General features: G+C 32.8%; 24 protein-coding genes and 1 other annotated feature. Of the genes, 22 read left to right on the top strand and 2 right to left on the bottom strand.

Annotated features, from left to right (window positions below; all coding sequences use genetic code 11):
- The first annotated feature begins 54 nt into the window (after window positions 1–54).
- The 17 genes from J2Z35_RS02235 to J2Z35_RS02155 all read left to right on the top strand — a co-directional run bounded on the left by J2Z35_RS02235 (window position 55) and on the right by J2Z35_RS02155 (window position 17340).
- Entirely contained in the window at window positions 55–1380 is a 1326-nt protein-coding gene (locus J2Z35_RS02235) for a DUF512 domain-containing protein (RefSeq protein ID WP_209658926.1), read from the top strand.
- A 10-nt stretch (window positions 1381–1390) separates the two neighbouring features.
- Window positions 1391–2707 (top strand): ribosome biogenesis GTPase Der, encoded by a 1317-nt coding sequence (gene der / locus J2Z35_RS02230; RefSeq protein WP_209658924.1) that lies wholly within the window; start codon window positions 1391–1393, stop codon window positions 2705–2707.
- 12 nt (window positions 2708–2719) lie between these two features.
- Complete coding sequence (gene plsY / locus J2Z35_RS02225; RefSeq protein WP_245330718.1) at window positions 2720–3316, top strand: glycerol-3-phosphate 1-O-acyltransferase PlsY; 597 nt, start codon at window positions 2720–2722, stop codon at window positions 3314–3316.
- A gap of 14 nt (window positions 3317–3330) precedes the next feature.
- The gene (locus J2Z35_RS02220; protein ID WP_209658922.1) at window positions 3331–4353 is read left to right on the top strand and encodes an NAD(P)H-dependent glycerol-3-phosphate dehydrogenase; all 1023 of its coding nucleotides are present in this window, start codon (window positions 3331–3333) and stop codon (window positions 4351–4353) included.
- Window positions 4354–4573: 220 nt separating this feature from the next.
- Entirely contained in the window at window positions 4574–5842 is a 1269-nt protein-coding gene (locus J2Z35_RS02215; protein ID WP_209658920.1) for an HlyD family efflux transporter periplasmic adaptor subunit, read from the top strand.
- Window positions 5842–6537 (top strand): YggS family pyridoxal phosphate-dependent enzyme, encoded by a 696-nt coding sequence (locus tag J2Z35_RS02210; protein WP_209658918.1) that lies wholly within the window; start codon window positions 5842–5844, stop codon window positions 6535–6537. The genes J2Z35_RS02215 and J2Z35_RS02210 overlap by 1 nt, the downstream gene beginning before the upstream one ends.
- An 11-nt stretch (window positions 6538–6548) precedes the next feature.
- Window positions 6549–6995 (top strand): cell division protein SepF, encoded by a 447-nt coding sequence (locus J2Z35_RS02205; RefSeq protein WP_209658916.1) that lies wholly within the window; start codon window positions 6549–6551, stop codon window positions 6993–6995.
- 17 nt (window positions 6996–7012) lie between these two features.
- Window positions 7013–7285 carry a YggT family protein gene (locus tag J2Z35_RS02200; RefSeq protein ID WP_209658914.1) on the top strand — a complete coding sequence of 91 codons (273 nt, stop codon included), beginning with the start codon at window positions 7013–7015 and terminating at the stop codon, window positions 7283–7285.
- 3 nt (window positions 7286–7288) lie between these two features.
- Window positions 7289–8077 carry a YlmH family RNA-binding protein gene (locus tag J2Z35_RS02195; RefSeq protein ID WP_209658913.1) on the top strand — a complete coding sequence of 263 codons (789 nt, stop codon included), beginning with the start codon at window positions 7289–7291 and terminating at the stop codon, window positions 8075–8077.
- A gap of 10 nt (window positions 8078–8087) precedes the next feature.
- Window positions 8088–8636 (top strand): DivIVA domain-containing protein, encoded by a 549-nt coding sequence (locus J2Z35_RS02190; RefSeq protein ID WP_209658911.1) that lies wholly within the window; start codon window positions 8088–8090, stop codon window positions 8634–8636.
- Between the two features lie 50 nt (window positions 8637–8686).
- Window positions 8687–8899 (top strand) — a binding site (T-box leader).
- Between the two features lie 54 nt (window positions 8900–8953).
- A complete protein-coding gene (gene ileS / locus J2Z35_RS02185) occupies window positions 8954–12058 on the top strand; it encodes an isoleucine--tRNA ligase (protein WP_209658909.1) in 3105 nt (1034 codons plus the stop codon).
- A 142-nt stretch (window positions 12059–12200) separates the two neighbouring features.
- Complete coding sequence (locus J2Z35_RS02180; RefSeq protein WP_209658907.1) at window positions 12201–12899, top strand: 5'-methylthioadenosine/adenosylhomocysteine nucleosidase; 699 nt, start codon at window positions 12201–12203, stop codon at window positions 12897–12899.
- 41 nt (window positions 12900–12940) lie between these two features.
- The gene (gene trpS / locus J2Z35_RS02175) at window positions 12941–13933 is read left to right on the top strand and encodes a tryptophan--tRNA ligase (RefSeq protein WP_209658904.1); all 993 of its coding nucleotides are present in this window, start codon (window positions 12941–12943) and stop codon (window positions 13931–13933) included.
- Between the two features lie 33 nt (window positions 13934–13966).
- A complete protein-coding gene (gene lspA, locus J2Z35_RS02170; protein ID WP_209658902.1) occupies window positions 13967–14416 on the top strand; it encodes a signal peptidase II in 450 nt (149 codons plus the stop codon).
- 2 nt (window positions 14417–14418) lie between these two features.
- Window positions 14419–15336, top strand: coding sequence for an RluA family pseudouridine synthase (locus J2Z35_RS02165; RefSeq protein WP_209658900.1), 918 nt, complete (start codon window positions 14419–14421; stop codon window positions 15334–15336).
- A 139-nt stretch (window positions 15337–15475) separates the two neighbouring features.
- Window positions 15476–16009 (top strand): bifunctional pyr operon transcriptional regulator/uracil phosphoribosyltransferase PyrR, encoded by a 534-nt coding sequence (pyrR, locus tag J2Z35_RS02160; RefSeq protein ID WP_209658898.1) that lies wholly within the window; start codon window positions 15476–15478, stop codon window positions 16007–16009.
- Between the two features lie 86 nt (window positions 16010–16095).
- Window positions 16096–17340, top strand: a complete 1245-nt coding sequence (locus tag J2Z35_RS02155) for a uracil-xanthine permease family protein (RefSeq protein ID WP_209658896.1) — start codon at window positions 16096–16098, stop codon at window positions 17338–17340.
- Between the two features lie 147 nt (window positions 17341–17487).
- Here the strand turns inward: J2Z35_RS02155 and J2Z35_RS02150 are convergent, their stop codons facing one another.
- Together J2Z35_RS02150 and J2Z35_RS02145 are read right to left on the bottom strand one after the other, a co-directional pair.
- Window positions 17488–18384 carry a YihY/virulence factor BrkB family protein gene (locus J2Z35_RS02150; RefSeq protein ID WP_209658894.1) on the bottom strand — a complete coding sequence of 299 codons (897 nt, stop codon included), beginning with the start codon at window positions 18382–18384 and terminating at the stop codon, window positions 17488–17490.
- Window positions 18359–20161: an Rqc2 family fibronectin-binding protein gene (locus J2Z35_RS02145; protein ID WP_209658892.1), complete on the bottom strand. Its 1803-nt coding sequence runs from the start codon at window positions 20159–20161 to the stop codon at window positions 18359–18361. Before J2Z35_RS02145 ends, J2Z35_RS02150 begins: the two co-directional genes overlap by 26 nt.
- A gap of 357 nt (window positions 20162–20518) precedes the next feature.
- On the opposite strand from J2Z35_RS02145, the gene J2Z35_RS02140 reads away from it, so the two are divergent.
- Genes J2Z35_RS02140 through coaBC form a run of 5 tightly spaced genes read left to right on the top strand, consistent with a single transcriptional unit; the run spans window position 20519 to window position 23744 of the window.
- Window positions 20519–21406 carry a YicC/YloC family endoribonuclease gene (locus J2Z35_RS02140; RefSeq protein WP_209658890.1) on the top strand — a complete coding sequence of 296 codons (888 nt, stop codon included), beginning with the start codon at window positions 20519–20521 and terminating at the stop codon, window positions 21404–21406.
- 9 nt (window positions 21407–21415) lie between these two features.
- The gene (gene remA, locus J2Z35_RS02135) at window positions 21416–21673 is read left to right on the top strand and encodes an extracellular matrix/biofilm regulator RemA (protein ID WP_456298336.1); all 258 of its coding nucleotides are present in this window, start codon (window positions 21416–21418) and stop codon (window positions 21671–21673) included.
- Window positions 21674–21686: 13 nt separating this feature from the next.
- Window positions 21687–22301 carry a guanylate kinase gene (gmk, locus tag J2Z35_RS02130; protein WP_209658886.1) on the top strand — a complete coding sequence of 205 codons (615 nt, stop codon included), beginning with the start codon at window positions 21687–21689 and terminating at the stop codon, window positions 22299–22301.
- Window positions 22302–22535, top strand: coding sequence for a DNA-directed RNA polymerase subunit omega (gene rpoZ, locus J2Z35_RS02125; protein WP_209658884.1), 234 nt, complete (start codon window positions 22302–22304; stop codon window positions 22533–22535). It begins immediately after the preceding gene.
- A gap of 12 nt (window positions 22536–22547) precedes the next feature.
- Complete coding sequence (gene coaBC, locus J2Z35_RS02120) at window positions 22548–23744, top strand: bifunctional phosphopantothenoylcysteine decarboxylase/phosphopantothenate--cysteine ligase CoaBC (protein WP_209658882.1); 1197 nt, start codon at window positions 22548–22550, stop codon at window positions 23742–23744.
- Window positions 23745–23799: the final 55 nt, after the last annotated feature.

The following is a 23799-nucleotide window of genomic DNA, read 5'->3' as shown; positions in this document are numbered from 1 at the left end:
TGTAATGGATTAGTGGATAACTATAGGGTAGATAAAATAAATGGAGTTGATTTTTTGGAATTAAATGAAACAAAGTTTAAAAACATTATTACAAAAATTGAGAAGGGCTCTATTGCAGAAGAACTTGAAATAAAGCCTGGAGACATACTTGTAAGTATAAATAACGAAAAAATTGAAGATATAATAGAATATAAATATTTATGCTGTGATGAATATATAGAAATGGAAATACTCACCAAAGAAAATGAACTTATATTATTTGAAATAGAAAAAGAAATTGATGAAGATATAGGAATAGAGTTTGAAAATCCTATAATAGACTCTGTTAAATCCTGTAGAAATAAATGCGTGTTTTGTTTTATTGATCAGCTTCCACAAGGGATGAGAGATACCCTTTACTTTAAAGATGATGATTCTAGACTTTCTTTTTTACAAGGTAATTTTATTACAATGACCAATATGGGAGAAAAAGAAATTGAGAAAATGATAAGATATAAGATAAGCCCTGTAAATATATCTATTCATACTACAGACTCTGACCTTAGAATAAAAATGCTGGGAAATAGATTTGCTGGAAATATTTTGGAAAATATGACTAAGCTTGCAAAGGCAGAGATTACAATGAATGGGCAGATTGTTCTTGTAAAAAATCTCAATGATGAGGAAAACTTAGAAAAAACTATAAATGACCTTAAAACACTTCATCCTTACTTAAATAGCGTTGCAGTAGTACCCATTGGAATTACTAAATATAGAGAGAATCTTTATCCAGTAGAAATTTTCGATAAAGAAAGTTCCATAGCTGTTATAAATCAAATCCATAAATTACAAGAAGCTCTTTTAAAGGAATTAGGAACAAGATTTGTATTTTTATCGGATGAGTTTTATATGATGGCAGGCTATGAAATGCCAGAGGAAAATGAATATGAGGGTTTTGTACAGCTTGAAAATGGAGTAGGTCTTACAAAAAAGCTTGAAATTGAATTTTTAGAGTCTATAAATGATATACAAAATAAAAAAATTAGCAGACAAATTTCCATTGCAACTGGGACTTCAGCTTTTAATTTTATATCTGAGATTTCAGAAAAACTATGCAAAGTTGTAGAAGGCCTTCAGGTAAAGGTATATAAAATAAAAAATGAATTCTTTGGAGAAACAATTACAGTTAGTGGGCTTATAACAGGCTCTGACATTATAAATCAGCTCAAAGATCAAGATCTGGGAGATATATTACTAATACCTAGATCAATGATGAAGGCTGATGAAGATATATTTTTAGACAATATAACTATAAAAGATTTGGAAAAGGCCTTAAATGTAGAGGTTCAGATTTCAGAGATTGATGGAAAAAGCTTTGTAAAAAATGTAGTAGGAATATAGGAGGTAGAAAATGAAACCTATAGTAGCAATAGTTGGAAGACCTAATGTGGGAAAATCAACTCTTTTTAATAGGATGGCAGGGGAACGTATTTCAATTGTGGAAGACACTCCAGGGGTTACAAGGGATAGAATTTATGCAGAAGCAGAGTGGTTAGGGAAATATTTTACAATAATAGATACAGGTGGTATAGAGACTAAAACAGATGAGCTTATTCCTCAGAAAATGAGAGAACAAGCAGAACTCGCAATGGATACAGCAGATGTTATTCTTTTTGTGGTTGATGGAAGACTAGGAATGACTCCTCAGGACAGAGAAATAGCTATAATGCTTATGAAGACTAAAAAGCCAGTACTTCTTGTTGCAAATAAAATAGACAATAACAATATACCTGACTATTTTTATGATTTCTATGAGCTTGGACTTGGTGAGCCTATTCCAGTATCGGCATCCCTAGCTCTTGGTACTGGGGATCTTCTTGATGAGATTTTCAAAAACTTCCCAGAGGACTCTGATACAGAGATGGATGAGGATGTTATAAAAGTTGCTATAGTTGGAAAGCCAAATGCAGGAAAATCCTCAATACTAAATAAGATACTTGGAGAAGAGAGGGTTATTGTAAGTCCTATAGCAGGAACCACAAGGGATGCAATAGATACATATATAGAAATGGATGGAAAAAAATACCTTTTCATAGATACTGCAGGAATCAGAAAAAAAAGCAAGGTAAGTGACAACATAGAAAAATACTCTGTAATTAGATCTTATACTGCTGTAGAAAGAGCAGATGTGGTTCTTATTGTTGTAGATTCAGAGGAAGGTATTACTGAGCAGGATAGCAAGGTTGCTGGAATTGCTCATGACGCAGGTAAGGCAAGCATTGTTATTATGAATAAGTGGGATCTTCTGGAAAAGGACAACAGCACTGTTAAGGCATATACTAAAACAGTAAGGGAGGAGCTTCCATTTATGCTTTATGCTCCTATACTCTTTGTATCTGCACTTACAAATCAAAGACTTAATAAAATACAAGAGAATATAGATTTTGTTTTTGAAGAATCATCAAAGAGGGTATCTACTGGAGTACTAAACGATGTAATAGGTGAAGCAGTACTATTAAATCAGCCTCCATCTGATAAAGGAAAAAGACTTAAGATTTACTATGGAACGCAGGTTGGAGTCAAACCTCCTACCTTCGCACTTTTTGTTAATGAAAAGGAGCTTTTCCACTTCTCATATCAAAGATATATAGAAAACAAATTAAGAGAGAATTTTGGGTTTGAAGGTACACCGATTAAAATCTACATACGAGAAAAAGGCAGGGACTAGGAGGTGTAGTTGATGGATATGACTTTTATAGTACTTGGGATATTAATTGCTTATTTAATAGGAAATATATCCCCCTCTTATATAATTGGAAAAAAATACGGAAAAATTGATATCAGAGAGCACGGTTCTGGAAATGCTGGGGCCACTAATGCACTTAGGATTTTAGGAAAGAAGTTTGCACTTATAGTTTTTTTAGCAGATATGGGAAAAGGAATTTTAGGAGGTCTAGTTGGGTACTATCTTGGAGGACAAGACCTAGCATCTATCACTGTAATTGCTGTAGTTTTTGGTCACGTATTCCCAGTTTTTCTAGGATTTAAAGGTGGAAAAGGAGTAGCTACTTCAATAGGTGCAATGATTGTAATAGCCCCTATATTTACTATAATAGCTACATTACTTGGAGTTGCTCTAATATTTAAATTTAGATATGTATCACTAGGATCAATAACTGGTATAGCAATACTTCCCCTTTTAATATATTCTGGTAGAGGAGAATTAAGAGTTATAATTACAGCCTTGATTTTGACATGCTTTGTAATATATACCCATAGAGAAAATATATCTAGACTTTTAAAAGGGAAAGAAAGAAAAATAGGAGAAAAAGCATAGCTAGGAGGATCTATATGGAAAAAATATCTATAATAGGAGCCGGAAGCTGGGGAACTGCCCTTGCCATACTTTTATCTGATAAAGGGTACGAAGTAAGTCTTTATGCTAGAAGAAAAGAACAGATTGATGAAATGAAAAATAATAGAACGAACAAAAATTATCTTGGGGATATAAAAATACCTAATGATATCATAATTACTGATGAAATTAAGGAAGCGGTAGAAAGTGCAGATGTAGCTGTTATGGCTGTATCTTCACAGCAAGTCCGCAACGTAGCCGAGTCAATTAAAAACTATGTAAAAAAAGAAGCTGTAATTGTAAATGTTGCCAAGGGACTTGAAAAAGGAACAAATCTTAGGATATCTCAAGTAGTAAATAGCGTACTTTCTGACAATCCTTTTGTGGTTTTATCAGGACCCTCTCATGCTGAAGAAGTTGCAATGAAGATGCCCACTACTGTGGTAGCTGCCTCAAATGATATATCTAAAGCCGAATACATTCAAGATATATTTAGCAATGAATATTTTAGAGTATATACAAATCCAGATGTTCTAGGCGTAGAACTTGGAGGTGCTCTAAAAAATATTATTGCCTTCGGAGTAGGTATAATAGATGGACTTGGATATGGTGATAATACCAAGGCAGCAATAATGACTAGAGGGATTACTGAAATAACAAGGCTTGGAGCTAGCCTAGGAGGCCAGATATCTACCTTTGCAGGGCTTTCTGGTATTGGGGATTTAATAGTTACTTGCACATCATCTCACTCTAGAAACAGAAGAGCAGGAATATTAATAGGCAAAGGGTATTCTCTAGAAGAAACCTTAAAGGAAATTCATATGGTAGTGGAAGGGATTACAGCAACCGAAGTTGCATATAATCTTGCTAAAGAAAAAAATGTTGATATGCCTATAACAAAAGAAATTTACAGAGTTTTGTATGAAAACAAAGATGTAAAGGAATCAGTAAAAAGCCTTATGGGAAGAACCAAAAAACACGAAACAGAGGATATCTTTAATATAGATATAAAACAATAATAAAACTTTAAGAACCTGAATTGATTTTAATTAAAGATTCATGTAACCTCCGTTTATTAGGAGATTATATGAATCTTTTTAACTATTTTATATCTGGTTTTTTATAATTTTATTATTTTTTTTACTTAATTTGCTTAAAACCCTTCATATTATGGGCTAAAAAGGGTAAAATAGATTTATCGTTAACTAGATTTAAAAGAAAAGGCGTGACATTAAAATTATGTCGGAAAAAATTAGAAACCCAAAGAAGAAAAAAACTGTCAAAAGAAAATATATACCTTTTTTTATTGTGCTTGGAATATTACTTTATATTGTATTTCATATGTACAATACTATTAATGCATATACTATAAAAACGCATGTCCTAGATATGGGACAAATCTCTAATTTTGTAGAAAAAGAAGGCCTTATTATTCGAAATGAATATCAGGTATTTTCTCCATCAGATGGATATATTTCAGATTCTCTGTCAGAAGGAGAGCGAGTTAAAAAATCGGGAATAATAGCCAAGCTTCAAAATGAACAGCTAAAGGGAGACGAACAGTTTAAGCTTCAGATAATAAATAGAAGAATAAATGAACTCAAAAATAATACTACTCCAAAGGATCCTGAAAAAGAAATTGCGGAGTTAGATGCAAAAATAGATTTTATTTATGTAGATATTCAAAATAGAATAGTCAACAATGACTTAACCTACGTATCTGACCTAAAAGAGAATCTTATTTCATTAATGGAAAGAAGAAGATTACTCAGTGGAGCCTCAGATGTGGGGCAAATGAGTCTAGAGCAACTTGAAGCTGAAAAGCTAAACCTAGAAAATAAGATAAACTCAGACAAGTACTATATAAGAGCAGATAATCCAGGGGTTGTCTCTTTTTATAGTGACGGAGAGTATGAAAAGTTCAGCATTGCCAATATGGCTAATATATCTGTTACAGATATCACAAGTTTTAAAGATAACAATTTAATATCCATTAATGATGGAGTAAATAAAGGAGATATATTTGCTACAGTTGTCAATAATCACAAATGGTATATTGCATGTGAAGTAGATGAAAATGATATTAGAAATATTGAAAGAGGTAGACCTATAACAATTCATATAGGAGACGAAATGATACTAGGCTCTTTATATGATTTTCATAAGGGTGAAGATGAAAAGTTTTTAGGGATTTTTGAAGTGGAAAATGAAAACTTTGATTTTACTAAACAACGAAAGCATAAATTCAACCTAGAATATAATTCGGTTTCCGGAATAATTGTTCCCAAAAAGTCTGTAGTTGAAAATGAAGGTGTCTTAGGAGTATTTACTATTAATGAGGTAGGTACAGCTCATTTTAAAGAGCTTAAGGATATTAAAGGAGAAGACGAGAATAACTATATAATCTCTTTTGATCCTGATAGTTCTACAAGTCAGGAAAATATAAATCTCTATGATGAAGTAATTATTGCTCCTAGAAATATAAAATCAGGACAGAGGGTGAGATAATGCATAATATTAAGCTAAATATAAAAAACATCCAAAAAAATATAGCTGATACTTTAAATCAGGCTGGAAGGACAGATGAAGTTACTTTAATAGGAGTTACAAAAACTGTCAGTAGTGAGATGGCTGCTGAGGCTTTAGACTCAGGGGTTTTAGATTTAGGTGAGAATAAAGTCCAGGAGCTAAATAAAAAATATGAAGTTTTAGGAAAAAAAGCTCGTTGGCACCTTATTGGCACTTTACAGACCAACAAGGTAAAATATATAATTAATAAAACGACTCTTATTCATTCTCTGGATAGACTATCTTTAGCTGAGGAGATTGACAAAAGAGCTGGACAAAATAACATCGTGGTAGATTGCCTTATTCAGGTAAATATATCTCTTGAGGACACAAAACATGGACTATTAAAAGAAGATGTTCCTTTATTTATCAAAGAAGTATCAAAAAAATTCAAAAATATTAAGGTGAGGGGTCTTATGGGTATGGCTCCTTTTGAAGAAAATCCTGAAGATGCAAGACCATATTTTAGGGAGATGAAAGCTCTTTTTGAGAATATAAAATCTCTTAATCTAGAAAATGTAGATTTAAAATATCTTTCTATGGGTATGACAAATGATTATAGAGTAGCTATAGAAGAAGGCTCGAATATGGTAAGGGTGGGGACGGCAATTTTTGGAGAAAGAAATTATGATTAGGAGGGTTTGAAATGGCAGAAAAAATATCAGGGAAGATTAAGGATTTTCTTTTCGGGGGCTTAAGAGAAGACGATTATGATGAAGAGGATTTCTATGAAGAGGAAATGGTGCAGCCAAGTTTACCTATCACAAAATCAGGAACATCAAACAAGGTGGTAAACATAAACCCAAATACGCCACAGATGAAAGTAGTGATATTTGAACCAGTATCTTATGATGAGGCTCCTTCTATAGTAGATAGCTTAAAAAATAGAAGAGCTGTAGTTGTTAATCTTGAAAACATTCAGGATCCTGAAGTATCAAAAACAATATTTCATTTCCTAAATGGGGCAATTTATGCAATGGATGGAGATATAAGAAAGGTTTCTAAGGGAATCTTTATACTTGCTCCTTCAAATATAGACATAGACGGCAATATAAAAAAAGAGCTTGAAAGTAAAGGCCTATTTCGTTGGTAGACAAAAGGAGCATTTAAATGTGGGTTTTAATACAATCTATTAGTTATTTCTTTAGAGTACTTCAATTACTTATACTTGCAAGAGTACTATTATCATGGTTTCCAAATGTTGATAGATACTCTCCAGGAGTCAAATTTATATACAGTGCAACTGAACCAATAATGGGTCCTGTAAGAGATTTTATGTCAAGGCATATTAATACTGGTATGATAGATCTTTCTCCCATTGTAGTATTACTGCTGCTAAATATGGTTCAAAACTTTATATTTAGACTTTTATTAGGATTTTAAAATATGCTGGATAAAGAAAAGCTTACATCTCATATTAGAGATATTGAAATTAAATCTGTAATGATAAAAAACATATCAAAGGTAGAAGGGGTCTTAGAAAATTACGATATTAGAAGTACTGACTTTTTAGATCCCTTCCAACGTAAAATCCTTATAGATATTATAAGAGGAATAGATGGCATCTCCTTCCATGAGGAGGGTGGGGCAAGCGATGCGGAGAGAAAACTCATTCAAATCTACCCAGATTATTTTGAAAAATCTGACATTGAAGAGTCTATTCAGCCTCTAAAGGTAGAAGGAAGCTTTAAATTCAACTCCGTAAGTCACAGAGATTATTTGGGAAGTCTTTTAGGTTTAGGTATAACTAAAGAAAAGATAGGAGATATTTATGTCCATGAGGATTGTGCATATATCATAGCTGACAAAAAAATATCCGAATATATATTTTTTAATTTGACTAAAATTTCAAAAGAGAGTGTAAGATTAAAAAAAATAAATATTTCCCAAATAATAAAAAACGAAGAAAAATATAAAGAAAAGATAGTTACAATTTCTTCCCTTAGGGCGGATAATATAATAGCTGAGATATTTAATCTTTCCAGAGCCAAGGCTCAAAACCTTATATCTTCAGAAAGACTTAAAATTGACTTTGAACCTATTTTATCAAATTCAAAAGAAATTAAAGAGGGCTCATTGATATCTCTTAGGGGGTATGGAAGAGCTATTTTTTTAGAGGTTTTAAATGAAACTCGAAAGGGAAAAATAAGGGCAAAAATAAAAATAATTCTTTAGGAGGAGCCAAATGCTAACACCACTAGAATTAGAGACTAAAGAATTTAAAAAATCTTTGAGAGGCTATAGTGAAGCTGAGGTAAATAATTTTTTAGAGACATTAAAATCAGATTATGAAAATCTCTACAGAGAGAACATAGAACTCAAGGATAAGCTGAAAGCTTTAACCGATCAGCTTAGCAGGTATAAAACAATAGAGGATACCCTAAAAGAGACTCTAATTGTTGCTCAAAAGACAGCAGAAGACGTAAATATGAATGCTCAAAAAAAATCAGATATAATAATTGAAGAGGCATATTCACAGTCGAAAAAAATCATTGAAGATGCAAATAATCAAGTTGTAGAAATAAGAAAAAGTTATGAAGATATACGTAGGGAATTTATGTTTTTTAAAACCAAATTTAGAGGTCTTCTAGAAGATGAAATACAAAAGATAGAAGAAATATTTAAAAGTGATGAAAATAAGGAATCTCATACTGAACTCATAAAAGAAAAGGTTGAAGTTAGTAACAATATGGAAAAACAAGAAAAAGAGCCATTAGAAGGAATAGAAGAATAAATATATTGCTTTTTTTCACCATTTATTATAAAATCTGATAATAAACCAAATACATAGCTATGATTGGAAGAGTAGTCTTGACTTAAGCTTATAGAGAGTAGGGGACAGGTGGAAGCCCTATAGATTAATCAAAATGAAAATCATCCATGAGCTAAAAAGCTGAAATTAAATTAGGCTTTTTCGATATTTCATGCGTTAGTTGAAAGTAAGAGGCTTGTTTTTCAAGCAATTAGGGTGGTACCGCGGAAATCTTCGTCCCTGCATTTTTTATGCAGGGATTTTTTATTGTAAATAAATGATTTGAAGGGAGATATATTATGAAGTTTGAAAATCTTTATAACGACAGCATAAAACAAAATGAAAAGAAAGTTGCGGATTACTGGAAAGAAATTGATTTACTTAAAAAAAGTGTGGAATCCAGAGAGGGAGAAAAATCCTATGTATTTTTTGAGGGACCTCCTACAGCTAATGGAAAGCCTGGAATACATCATGTACTAGCAAGAACCCTAAAGGATTCTGTTTGTAGATATAAGACTATGAGTGGATATCAGGTAAAGAGAAAAGCTGGATGGGATACTCACGGACTACCAGTAGAAATAGAAGTAGAAAAAAAATTAAATCTTTCATCAAAGCAAGACATTGAAAAATATGGATTAAAGGAATTTAATGAAGAGTGCAGAAAATCTGTATTTGAATATGAAAATCTTTGGAGAGATATGACAGAAAGAATGGCATATCTTATAGATTTAGATAATCCATATATAACACTAGATAACCAGTATATTGAGTCTGTATGGTGGATACTTGACAAGTTTTTTAAAGAGGGATACATATACGAAGGGCACAAGATACTTCCATATTGCTCAAGATGTGGTACAGGACTTGCTTCCCATGAGGTTGCCCAAGGGTATAAAGAAGTAAAGACAAATACAGTCATAGCTAAGTTCAAGTTAAAAGAAAAGGAAAATGAATACTTCCTTGCATGGACGACAACTCCATGGACTCTTGCATCAAATGTAGCCCTTGCTGTATCACCAAAGGAAATATATGTAAAAGTAAAGCAAGGTGAAGATTTTTATTATCTTTCAAAAACTCTTGCTCCAAAGGTTCTTGTTGGAGAATATGAAATAGTTGAAGAAATTTCCGGGAAAGACCTTGAGTATATAGAATACGAACAGCTTATGAAATTTGTAAAACCTGATAAAAAAGCCTTCTATGTTGTGCTTGGAGATTATGTAACTACAGAAGATGGTACTGGAATAGTTCATACAGCACCAGCATTTGGAGATGATGACTATAACGTAGCAAAAATATATGACCTTCCAGTAGTTCAACCAGTAGGAGAAGACGGAAAGTATACTGCAACTGACTGGGAAGGTAGATTTGTAATGGAAGAAGGGCTTGATGTAGATATAATCAAGTGGCTTGCAGCAGAAAATAAACTTTATAAAAAAGAAAAGATGGAGCACAACTACCCACATTGCTGGAGATGCTCGACTCCACTTATGTATTATGCAAAGCCAAGCTATTATATAGAGGTTACAAAGCTTAAGGAAAAGCTTATAGAAAACAACAACTCTGTAAACTGGTTCCCAGATTATGTAGGAGAAAAGAGATTTGGAAACTGGCTTGAAAATCTAAACGACTGGGCTATATCAAGATCAAGATATTGGGGTACACCACTTAATATTTGGTCATGCGAATGTGGACACAAGGAGTCCATAGGCTCAATCGCTGAGCTTGTGGAAAAGTCTATAGAAGATATAGATTCATCAATAGAAATGCATAGACCTTATGTTGATGACGTTCATATAAACTGTCCAAAATGTCAAGGAACTATGGAAAGAGTTAAGGAAGTAATAGACGTATGGTTTGATTCTGGAGCTATGCCTTTTGCACAGCATCACTATCCATTTGAAAATAAAGAAAACTTTGATGAGCTTTTCCCAGCAGATTTCATATGTGAAGGAATAGACCAAACAAGAGGATGGTTTTACTCTTTACTTGCTATATCAACCTTTGTTACTGGAAAATCGCCATACAAGAATGTCCTTGTAAATGACCTTGTCCTTGACAAAGAAGGTAAAAAAATGAGCAAGTCAAAAGGAAATACAGTTGATCCTTTTGCATTATTTGATCAATATGGAGCGGATGTCCTTAGATGGTACCTTCTTTATGTATCACCTGCATGGTCGCCAACTAGATTTGATACAGAAGCACTTAAAGAGGTTCAAAGCAAATTCTTTGGAACTATTAAAAATGTATACAACTTTTTCTCTCTTTATGCAAATACAGATAAAGTTAATCCAAAGGAATTCTTTGTAGAATATGAAGAAAGACCAGAACTTGATAGATGGATACTTTCAAAATACAATAATCTTAAAAAATACGTAGAAGAAGAGCTGGAAAAGTTTGACATGACAAAGGTAGTTAGAGCTATACAGGACTTTGTCAATGAAGATCTTTCAAACTGGTATATAAGAAGAAGCAGAAGAAGATTCTGGGATACAGAGCTTACACTGGATAAGAAATCTGTATACAACACAACCCACGAAGTTCTTGTAGGTATTTCTCAGATGGTGGCTCCATTTGCACCATTTATGGCTGAGGAGATGTATAGAAAACTTACTGGTGAGGTTTCTGTTCATATAAGCTACTATCCAAGAGCTGATATAAAGCTAATAGACGAAAAGCTAGAGCATAAGATGGATCTTGTAAAGGACATTGTAACTCTTGGTAGAGCATCAAGAGAAGCGGCGAAGATAAAGGTAAGACAGCCTATTGGAAAAGCTATAATAGATGCAAACAACAAGGAGATAATGGAAGATCTTGTACCACTTATAGAAGAAGAGCTTAATGTTAAGGAAGTAGTGTTTTCTAAGGATATAAATCAGTATATGAACTTTAATCTTAAGCCTAACTTCTCAGTTCTTGGAAAAACTTTAGGGCCTAAGCTTAAAGAGTTTTCAGGAAAGCTTGCTGCGCTTGATTCTGCAAAGGCAGTAAGTCAGCTAGAGTCAGGAGAGAAAATAACTTTTAATCTTTCAGACGAAGAATTTAGTTTCTCAAAAGATGATGTTCTTATAAACGTATCTCCAAAAGAAGGCTTTGATGTTGCAACTGAAAACAATCTCTTTATTGTACTTGATACTAATCTTACAAAAGAACTTATAGATGAAGGGTATGCAAGAGAGTTCATATCAAAAGTTCAGCAGATGAGAAAAGCTAAGGATTTTGAGATGATGGACAAGATAAAAATACAGTTCAAATCAAGCAAAGAGATAGAAAAGGCAGTGGAAATCCATAAAGCTTATATCATGGAAGAGACACTTGCAGAGGAAATCGAAGTAAAAGAAACTAAGGATATGGAAAGTGACTCATTAAATGGTCATGAGGCTAAGATTTCTGTAGAAAAAATATAAACTACTATTAAAATGTAGATATATTAAAACTTATTTTTCTCTATAAAAGTAAAACAGAGCGTCCAAGCGGATGCTCTGTTTTAATGAAAAATATATTTATCTGTGATAATATAAAAGATATGGATTTTAGGAGGTATAGTGTATGAAACAAATAGGTATAATTGGAGCTATGGAAGAGGAAATCGTCCTTTTAAAAGAGCTTATGGAAAATGTTAATATAAAAGAGTTTGCAGGACTTATTTTTTATGAAGGAAATCTTAATAATAAAAAGCTTGTAGTAGTAAGAAGTGGAATAGGAAAAGTAAACGCTGCTATGTGCACTCAGGTCCTTATTGATAGGTTTGATATAGAGTATGTTATCAATATAGGAGTTGCAGGAGCTATATCTGATAATATAGAAATTGGAGATATAGTGCTTTCTACAAAGCTTTACGAGCATGATTTTGATGTAACGGCTTTTGGTCACAAAAAAGGTGTAATTCCTAGAATGGAAAGCAGTATATTTTTAGCTGACGAAAACCTTATATCTCTAGCACAAAAAAGCTCTAGCGTACTTGGAGAAGATATGAAAGTAGTTCAGGGAGTAGTAGTATCTGGAGATATATTTGTAAGCTCAAATGAACTTAAAGAAAGCTTAAAGGAAGAATTTGAAGCAGATTGTGCTGAAATGGAAGGAGCTGCAATTGCTCATGTGTGCGCTATAAATAAAATGCCGTTTTTAGTAATCAGGTCAATGAGTGACAAGGCTAATGGGGAAGCGCCTGAAAACTTTGATGAGTTTGTTTTAAAAGCAGCTAAAAACTCAAAAAAGCTTATTTTAAAGATGATAGAACTGATTTAATATAAAAATGACTATTTATATAATTTCAAAAGGAGGTTTTTATGGAAAAGAAAATAATATTGAGTGGGATGCAACCTTCTGGAAAGCTTACACTTGGAAACTATATAGGGGCTATGAAAAACTGGGTAGCTCTTCAAGATGAATATGATTGCCATTACTGCATAGTAGATCTTCATGCAATCACAGTTCCTCAAATCCCTAAAGATCTTCGTAGAACTACTCTTGAAGTATTGGCACAGTATATCGCAAGTGGGATAGATCCTGATAAAAATACAATATTTATTCAGTCACATGTTCCTGAGCATTTGCAGTTAGCATGGATACTAAATTCCATGACTTATATGGGAGAACTTAACAGAATGACTCAGTTTAAAGACAAATCCCAGAAAAAGGCTGAAAATTTAAATGCAGGACTTTATACTTACCCTGTACTTATGGCTGCAGATATACTCCTTTATGGTACGCATCTAGTTCCAGTTGGAGAAGACCAAAAGCAACATCTTGAGCTTGCAAGGGATTTGGCTCAAAGATTTAATTCAAGATATAGTGATACATTTGTAATTCCCGAGCCTTTCATACCTAAAGAAGGAGCTAGGATAATGAGTCTTCAAGATCCATCACAAAAGATGTCAAAATCTGATGAAAATCCAAATGGACCTATCTCGATGATAGAAGAGCCTGACATAATAATGTCAAAAGTAAAAAAATCTGTAACAGATTCACTTGGAGTAATAAGCTATAATGATGAGCAAAAGGGAATAAAAAATCTTATTAATATATATTCAAGTATTACAGGAGAGTCTGTTGGGGATATTGTAAATAGATATGAAGGAAAAGGCTACGGGGATTTTAAAAAGGATGTAGCTGAAGTTATAATCGAAGGATTAAGACCAGTAAGGGAAAAATACCATGAACTTTTAGATAATAAAGATTATCTAGAGCAGGTTTATACAAATGGGGCAGAAAAAGCAAGGAAAAAAGCGTTTAAAACAGTCAATAAAGTCTATAGAAAAGTTGGATTTGTCTTAAGGTAAGAGTAAAAGAAATTAATTTAAAAAGGAGCTTTTATGTATTATATCTTTATAATTATTTTAGTATTTATAGATCAAATAATTAAATATTTTTCCCTCACATCTTTAAAAACAATTGGCTCTTATCCTATAATTGAAGATTTTTTTCATCTTACCTATGTGGAAAATAGAGGAGCAGCTTTTGGAATACTTGAAAATAGACAATGGTTATTTATTTTTATAACTTCTATAGTGCTTATAGGGATTTTTTTATACCTAAGAAAAAACATAGATAAAAGACTTAAGCTGATTTTAAGTGTAATTGCTGCTGGAGCCATAGGAAACCTTATAGATAGAATTTATCATGGGTTTGTGGTTGATATGTTTGACTTTAGAGGGATATGGCAGTTTGTTTTTAATTTTGCGGATATTTGTGTAGTATTAGGAGGCATTGCTTTAATAGTCCTTTTAATATTAGATAATACTTTGCTTGATGAGGAGTATTAGATATGGAAGAAGTAAAGACATTTATTGTACTTGAGGATGATGAGGATACTAGACTAGATGCTTTTTTAGCTCAGGAGATACAATCAAGGTCAAGGACTTATATACAGGCTTTAATTAAAGATAAAAAAGTCACTGTAAATGAAAAAATTGAAAAAGCTAGCTATAAAGTCTCTGAAGAGGATATTGTAGAGATTTCTATCCCAGAGCCAAAGGAATTAAATATAGAGCCGGAAAATATAGATGTAGAAATAGTATATGAAGACAGTGAGCTGGCAGTGATATATAAGCCCAGAGGAATGGTAGTACATCCAGCACCAGGTAATTACACTGGAACCTTAGTAAATGCCCTTCTTTATCACATGAAGGGAAATCTATCTTCAATAAACGGAATTATAAGACCTGGAATAGTTCATAGGATTGACAAGGATACATCAGGACTTTTGCTTATTGCAAAGACAGATAACGCCCATAGACATTTATCTCATCAGCTTAAAAATCATTCTATTAAAAGGGTTTATTTCCTTATTTGTCATAATGAAGTAAAAGAAGATGAGTTTACAGTAGATGCTCCCATTGGTAGAAATCCAAAAGATAGACTTAAAATGGCAGTTGTAGTTTCTGGGAAGAATGCTGTTACCCATTTTAAAGTTTTATCAAGAGGAGAAGGCTATACATATCTTCAAGCAACCCTAGAAACAGGACGGACTCATCAGATAAGAGTTCATATGGCCTACAAGGGATATCCTCTTTTAGGAGATCCGCTTTATGGCCCTAAAAACCCTAAGATTAAAATTGATGGACAGCTATTACATGCTGGCGTGATAGGATTTGTTCATCCATTTACAAATGAGTTTATGGAATTTTCAAATGAACCTCCACAAGTTTTTAAAGAAGCTCTTAGAAAACTTTCTCTTGATTAAAACTCTAAAAGGTTATATAATCGTATAAGAATATCCTTTAATTTTGCACGAGATGCATCGAAGGAGAGCTAATTAGAAATTTGATTACTCTGGCTTTCTGCATGTGCAGGAAGCCATTTTTGATGCAAGGGGGATTTTTATGAAGGAAAAAGCCATGATAATGGATGACCAAGCTATGAAAAGAGCTATAACAAGAATAAGTCATGAAATCATAGAAAGAAATAAAGGGATTGATGACGTCGCTCTTGTGGGAATTAAAAGCAGAGGAGTTCCACTTGCTGCTATGATAGCTGCAAAGATAAAGGATATTGAAGGAAAAGACGTGATTGTTGGAGAAATAGACATAACTCTTTATAGGGATGATCTAACAGAAAAGCATCATCAGGCAATAGTGAAGGATAGTAAACTAGGCTTTGATGCTGCAGGAAAAATTATAGTACTCGTGGATGACGTCCTTTTTACGGGAAGGACAGTAAGGGCAGCCCTTGATGCTATAATCGATCAAGGAAGACCAAAGAGCATACAGCTTGCAGTGCTTATAGACAGAGGACATAGAGAGCTTCCCATAAGAGCAGATTTTGTAGGCAAAAATGTTCCAACATCAAGGTCAGAGGTCATAAAAGTCAGTGTCGAAGGTATAGACTCTGAGAATTATGTTTCTATAAATGAATAGTGCATTTAAAGACCTTTTAATCTAGTCCAGTGAGGCTGAAAAGGGAGAAGTAATTCTCCCTCCTAATTTGAAGAGGAGGAAAATCAATGTCAGAGAAAACAATTGATCAAACAACTTTAACATCTATTTCAGGAGACTCATTTTTAGAAAATGCTAAGAAGGTGGCTCTTGCATTTCAGCATCTTATCGCAATGTTTGGAGCTACAGTACTAGTTCCCCTACTTACAGGGATGAACAGCTCGGTTGCTCTTGTCTGTGCAGGTCTAGGAACACTTATTTTTCATCTGTGTACAAAAGGAAAGGTACCAGTATTTTTAGGTTCTAGTTTCGCCTTTATTCCAGTAATTATATACGTAGGAGAGCTTTACGGAGACATTACATACGCTCAAGGCGGTATTATTGTAGCAGGATTATTATATGTTCTTATGTCCTTTATAGTAAAAGCAGTAGGAGTTGAAAAAGTCAAGTCGTTTTTTCCTTCTCAGGTAATAGGTCCTATGATAGTAGTTATAGGTCTTAACCTTGTGCCAGTAGCATTTGGGATGGCATCTGCAAACTTCTTTTTAGCGATACTAACCCTTTCTGTTGCATTGATGATTACCTTCAAAGGACAGGGTTTCTTTAAGCAAATGGCTATCATAACTGCAGTGGCTATAGGTTATATAGCATCTGCGTTTACAGGAGCTCTTGATGTATCAACTATAACCACGGCAGGATGGTTTACAATGCCTGGATTTACAGCTCCAAAGTTTGATATAGGAGCTATATCAATCATCGCACCTGTGGTTCTTGCGGTATTTATGGAGCATATAGGAGATATCACTACAAATGGAGCGGTTGTAGGAAAGAACTTCATGGAAGAACCAGGACTTAATAGAAGCTTGCTTGGAGATGGACTTGCTACAATAACGGCTGGATTTTTAGGAGGACCTGCAAATACTACTTATGGAGAAAATACAGGAGTCCTTGCAATAACTAAAAACTACGATCCTTCAATCCTTAGAATAACAGCAGTAATAGCAATAGTATTAGGTTTCATAGGAAAAGTAGGAGGCTTCTTGCAATCTATACCAGTACCAGTAATGGGCGGGATATCATTGATGCTCTTTAGCATGATATCAATCGTTGGAGTAAAGACTATGAAAGATAGCAACATAAAAATGGATGTAAAAAACCTAATTATAATAGGTGCGATTCTTATAATAGGATTAGGAGGAAACTTTGGAATAAATCTTTCAATACCTATAAATTCAACTGTAAGTATATCAGGACTTAGCCTTGCTGCAATAGTTGGAGTAGTTCTAAATAAAATCCTTCATGGATTCAAATAAAAAATATCTGATATTAATAACTAGAAATTTAATATAAAATAAAAAATCACCTAACCGGAGTTGGGTGATTTTTTATTGTGAATAGAATAAGTTGAAATAACCTATTAATAGAATCAAAGATTACTAATTGTGGAGTTTTTATATAAACTAATTTACTTCAAGGTCTTCTTTTAGTTTTTTAAACTTTGTATCTATAGAATCCTTTGGATTTTCATCAGGTTCATCCTTTGATTTTGATGAAGTATAAAGGATATGATTGAGTTCTCCACCTATTATAAGAATTATGCCGCTGATGTAAAGCCATATCATAAGGACGATAATGGCCCCTAAAGAACCGTAAACAGCACTATAGTTTCCAAAATTGTTAACATATAGTGCAAAACCATAAGATACAAGTATCCATCCTAAAGTTGAAAAAATTGTTCCAGGTATTGCCCATTTGAATCCGAGATTATTATAAGGAACTATTACATATAATAGAGCTAAAGTAATAAAAAGTATAGAAAAAACTATAATCCATCTAACATAGACCCACAGAGTAATGAAAAAATCTGAAACTCCAAAAAAATCCACAATAGGCATCATCATATCTTTACCAAGAGGAGGGACAATAAGGGTTATTGCGATAGATAGTCCTAAAAGAAATGTAAAGAAAATAGATATGGATTTTTTCTTTATAAAGCTCCTTTTATTCTGTACATTATAGGCAGTATTTAGAGCAAAAATCAGAGAATCTACTGCTTTGGAGGCAGAAAAAAGAGCTGCAAGCAATCCAATAGAAAGAAGACTAGTACTTCTTTCCATAACCACCGAATCAATATATCCTTCTAAAAGACTCACTACTTCATTTGGCACAATCTGATAAAGTTCAGACATTATTTGATCTATAGGTAGATTTAAAAACCCCATTAGTGCATTTAGGAATATTAAAAAAGGAAAAATTGATAATAAAAAAAAGTAAGCTAGCATTCCACCAGTTGGACCAATATTATGACCTGAAAATCTTGCCATTAATTCTTTAGCTATCAGTTTTATTTTCTCCATTTATGCACCTCATCCTAATAATATCCTCCTCTTTTGGAGTAATATATACAGTATGCTGATTTTCATAAATTACCATACCAGGCTTTGCTCCTGAAGGTTTTTTAACATTTTTTCTTGATGTATAGTCCACTGGTACATTTGATGACAGCCTTCCTTTACTGTGATATGCAGCAAGGATTGCGCCTTCTTTAAGAGTTGATTCTGAAACTAAGTCAAGAGAAGTCTTTATTATTACGTGAGAGCCAGCTATATCTTTAGTATGGAGCCATATATCATCAGGAGACGAAATTTTAAAGGTGAGCTGATCATTTTGCCTGTTATTTCTTCCAACAAGTATTTTCGTTCCATCTGTAGATTTGAATTCAAGAGGCTCTAGAGCCAATGAGGCATCTCTTTTTTTATTTTTTTTGTTAATTCCCTTTGATTTTATATAGCCTTCCTTTGCAAGTTCATCTCTTATATCTTCAATTTCTTGGTAGCTTTCACAGTTTTCTATAGAAAGCAAAACATTTTGAAGATAAGAAAGCTCTTCTTGAGATTGATTTATTTGGATAGTAAGCTCGGATTTTCTCTTCTTAAGCTTATTATATTTTTTATAGAGTTTTTGAATATTTTCAGAAGGTGAAAGATTCTCATCAAGTCCAATTGTAATTTCAGGAGAATTTGCGTTATAAAAATCAGGGACATTAATGAATTTCATACCTTTTTCAAGCATATATATATATGCAGTTAAAAGATCACCTTTTTTCTTTAATTCTTCCATAACTAAAGTTTCGTGAAGTTCGTTTTTCTGTTTTGAGATTTTGTTTTCAAGTCTATCTATTTTTTGGGCTACAAGTTTTTTCAAGCTAGAGTTTTTCTGGGACATTCTTTCCTTTAGGTCTCTTAAAAGATAAAATTCTTCAGTAGCCTTGCTAATAGACTCGTATTCCTTTATCTTTAAGGAATCGTATATTGTAAGTCTTATTATACTAAAGTCAATTATCTTGTCTAAAGCTAAGTCACTGACAATACAAGGATAAAAAATATGATTTTTTATTTGATTAATCATTCTTTCAAATGAATTGAAAAGTCTCTCAAGCTGAAAATTTGATATAGATGCAGTTGATGAATCTAAATCCAAAGAAGCTCTATAACACACTTCTTTTGCAATTAAAGGACTTATTCCGCTATAGCTTTCATATATAGCTTTATAAAGCAAAAGGTCCTTAGAAGTGATTTTTGATACAAAAGATGAAAAATCCAGATTTGATATAGGGTTGAGTTTTCCCTGAGAAGGAGGGAGAAAATAATCCTTTCCAGGTAATACTTCTCTTACAGAGCTAGTTGTTATAGGAATTCTTTTTATAGAGTCTAGTATTTTATTTGAATCTTTATCGACAAGTATAATATTGCTATGTCTACCCATGATTTCTATAATAAGGCTCCTTACTTTAGGAGTCTTAAGATCGTCATATGCCTCTATATCAAATTTGATTATTCTTTCCAATCCTTCTTGAGATATTTTTAATATCCTTCCGCTTTGAATATATTTTCTTAAAATCATTAGAAACATAGGAGCTTTTAAGGGGTTTTCCTTTTTATATTTTTCTACAAAATATATTCTTGGATTAGAACTGTTAGCACTTATTAATAATTTAAAGGTTTTTCCATCTCCCCTTATACTTAATAATACTTCATCGTTTTCAGCCTGGCTTATCTTATCTATTTTAGCACCAGTTATGCTATTTTGAAGTTCTTTGGTTATTCCATATAATGTCAATCCATCTAAAGCCATTTAATCACCTTCGTCTTTCAATTTTTTAATTATATACCCATATGAATGTTTTACCCTACTATTGATTTAAAATCAACGCAAATATATTTTTTTCTTATTATCATTTATTTTTTTGTATTTCCTCTATATAATATACTCTAATGGATTTTAACAAAATAGATTATATTTTTTTATAAAGTTGATTTTAAAATTCATGTCTATAAAATTTATATTTAAAATATATATTAGGCAAGACTGTAGTATATTACTTTATTTGAAGGCATTATAACTTATATAGACTCTATATTAATGGTTGATAAAATATAGCTCTAAGAGGTATACTACTATGGTGAATTTTTTAAGAGGGGTGAATGCATTATGGTTATGAGTATGACAGGTTTTGGCCGTGGAGAAAGCAAAACAGAAAAATACAGCTTTACAGTGGAAATAAAAACCATAAATCATAGATATTTAGATATAAACATAAAATTGCCTAGAAGAATATCCTTTTTAGAAGAGTGGATAAGACAAATTATAAAAAAAGACATATTAAGAGGAAGAGTAGAGGTTTTTATTAAAATGGATATGCATGGGCAATCAGAGTCCAAGCTTTCATTAGATACAGAGCTTGTAAAAAATTACAATGAGATTTTACATACAATAAAAAAAGAACTGAATATAGAAGAAGAAATATCTCTATCAACTATAACAAGGTTTCCAGATATAATAAAAACAACTGAAAATGAGATAGATAGTGACGAAATAAAAATTGAACTGCTTAGCGGTTTAAATAGTGCTCTTAGATCTCTAAAGGATATGAGAGAGCTAGAAGGAAGAGAACTGGTAAACGACATAAACAACAGGCTAAAAATTCTCTCTGGAAATATTGACATTATAGAGAGGCTTTCCAGTACAGTGGAAGAAGATTATAGACAAAGGTTAAAGTTGAAAATGGAGGATATTTTAAAGTCTTTTAACGTTCAGCCTGATGAACAAAGACTTCTTCAAGAGGCAGCTATATACGCAGACAAAAGTAGCATAACAGAGGAAATTGTGAGATTTAGAAGTCATATTCTTCAGCTAGAAGGTATAACATTAAACTCAGGTGAAGCCATTGGAAGAAAGCTGGATTTTTTAATACAGGAAATGAATAGAGAGGCCAATACAATAGGTTCTAAATCATCTAATATAGAAATAACTTCAAAAGTTGTAGACATTAAAAGCGAGCTTGAGAAAATAAGAGAACAGATTCAAAATATAGAGTAGGAGATGCTTATGAGACTTATCAATATTGGTTTTGGAAATATTGTATCGTCAAGCAAGGTTGTTGCGATAGTCAGTCCGGAATCTGCCCCTATAAAAAGGGTTATTCAAGATGCTAGAGAATCACAAAAGCTTATAGATGCAACTTATGGAAGAAGGACTAGAGCTGTTATAATTACAGATAGTGATCATATTATATTATCAGCGGTGCAGCCAGAAACTGTAGCCCATAGATTTGTTGGAAAAGACGATCATTCTCATGAAGAGTAGATAGGAGATACAAATGAAAAGAAAGGGACTATTAATTGTAGTTTCTGGCCCATCTGGCGCAGGTAAAGGAACTATATGCAAAGATTTTCTTGAGCTGAACAAAGATGTTTTGATATCCATATCCACAACTACAAGAAAGCCAAGAGAAGGTGAGCAGGAAGGGATAAGTTATCACTTTACAACTAAAGACCATTTTGAGTCTTTAGTAAGAGAAAATGCTCTACTTGAATATGTACATGTATTTGATAACTACTACGGAACACCAAAGGACTGGGTCCTAAGCAGACTTGAAGAAGGAAAGGATGTTCTTTTAGAAATAGAGATAGTAGGAGCGATGAAGGTTAAGGAAAAATATAGTGATGCTGTTTTAGTATTTGTACTCCCGCCTTCTATAAAGGAATTAAAAAATCGCATTGTAAACAGAGGTACAGAAAACCTTGACCAAATAGAAAAACGCATGGAAAGAGCTCTTGAAGAGATAAGAACAATAGAAAAATATGATTATTTTATTTTAAATGATAATTTAGCCAAAGCAGTAAATGATCTTGAAGCTATAGTAGCAGCTGAGAAAAGCAAGGTTAGTAGATACAGCATGGAAATTGTCAAAAGTTATGAGGAGGAAAAGTAAATGTTATACCCATCAATAAATGATTTATTAAAGATAGCAGATAGCAGATATGCACTAGTGAATGAGGTATCGAAAAGAGCAAGACAGATTGTAGATGGAAGTGATATGCTCATTGATACAGATGACATAAAACCTGTTTCAATTGCAACAACTGAAGTGTTTGAAGAAAAAGTTACTTATAAAGTGACGTTTTTTGAGGAATTTGATTTGAACTTTGAGGAAAATCAAAAATAAGAGGTGATTTCAATGCCAAAAACGGTCGTGCTAGGAGTTACTGGAGGAATAGCGGCCTATAAAGCCTGTGATATAGTCTCTAGACTAAAAAAAGAAAATATAGATGTAAATGTTATAATGACAAAACATGCAACAGAGTTTGTATCTCCACTGACATTTCAAAGTCTTAGTCAAAACTATGTTACTGTAGATATGTTTGAACCTCCAAAAAATTGGGATATTGAGCATATAGCTCTTGCAAAAAAAGCTGATTTATTCCTGATAGCCCCAGCTACAGCTAATCTCATCGGAAAAATATCATCAGGAATTGCAGACGATATGCTAACAACTACATTGATGGCTACAAAAGCTCCTGTTGTAATAGCCCCTGCTATGAATACAAACATGTATGAAAATCCTATAACCCAAAGAAATATAAAAGACTTAGAAGCCTTGGGATATCATTTTATTGAACCTGGTTGCGGTAGACTAGCTTGCGCTGATATAGGAAGAGGAAAACTTGCAGATGTTGACACAATAGTTGATTATACACTCTTTATGCTAAATAAAACTGATGAACTAAAGGGAAAAAAAGTTGTCGTAACAGCAGGTCCAACAGTAGAAGCCATAGATCCTATAAGATATATCACCAATAGATCCACAGGAAAAATGGGTTATGCCATAGCTTATGAGGCAGCTCTTAGAGGGGCTGATGTAACCCTTGTAACTGGTCCGACGAACTTAAAGGTACCCTTTGGAATTAAAGAAGCTGTTGAGATTAAAAGCTCAAGAGATATGTATGAAGCTGTATATTCAAACTTTAAAGATGCTGACATTCTTATCAAATCAGCAGCGGTTGCAGACTATAGACCCAAAAATATATACTCTTCAAAGATAAAGAAAAAAGATGATGATTTAAAGCTTGAACTTGAAAGAACAGACGATATACTAAAGTCTATGGGTGAGTTAAAGGAAAATCAAATCATTGTAGGATTTGCTGCAGAAACAGATGACTTAATAGAAAATGCAAAGGGTAAAATCGAAAAAAAGAATCTGGATTTTATTGTTGCAAATGATGTAAAGCAAGAAGGTGCTGGATTTGCAAATGAAACAAATATAGTGAAAATAATTTCTAGAGACTCAAATATAGAAAGTCTTCCTATTATGTCAAAAAAAGAATTATCCAAGGTAATTTGTGATAAAATAATAGATATAATCCATAAGAGATAAGCACACTGTGCTTATTTTTTATGGATTAAACTCATAAAAAGCTAGGAGAATATAT

The sequence above is a fragment of the Acetoanaerobium pronyense genome (assembly GCF_017874355.1).
Classification (GTDB): domain Bacteria; phylum Bacillota; class Clostridia; order Peptostreptococcales; family Filifactoraceae; genus Acetoanaerobium; species Acetoanaerobium pronyense.
This window is presented reverse-complemented; position numbering and strand designations above follow the sequence as displayed.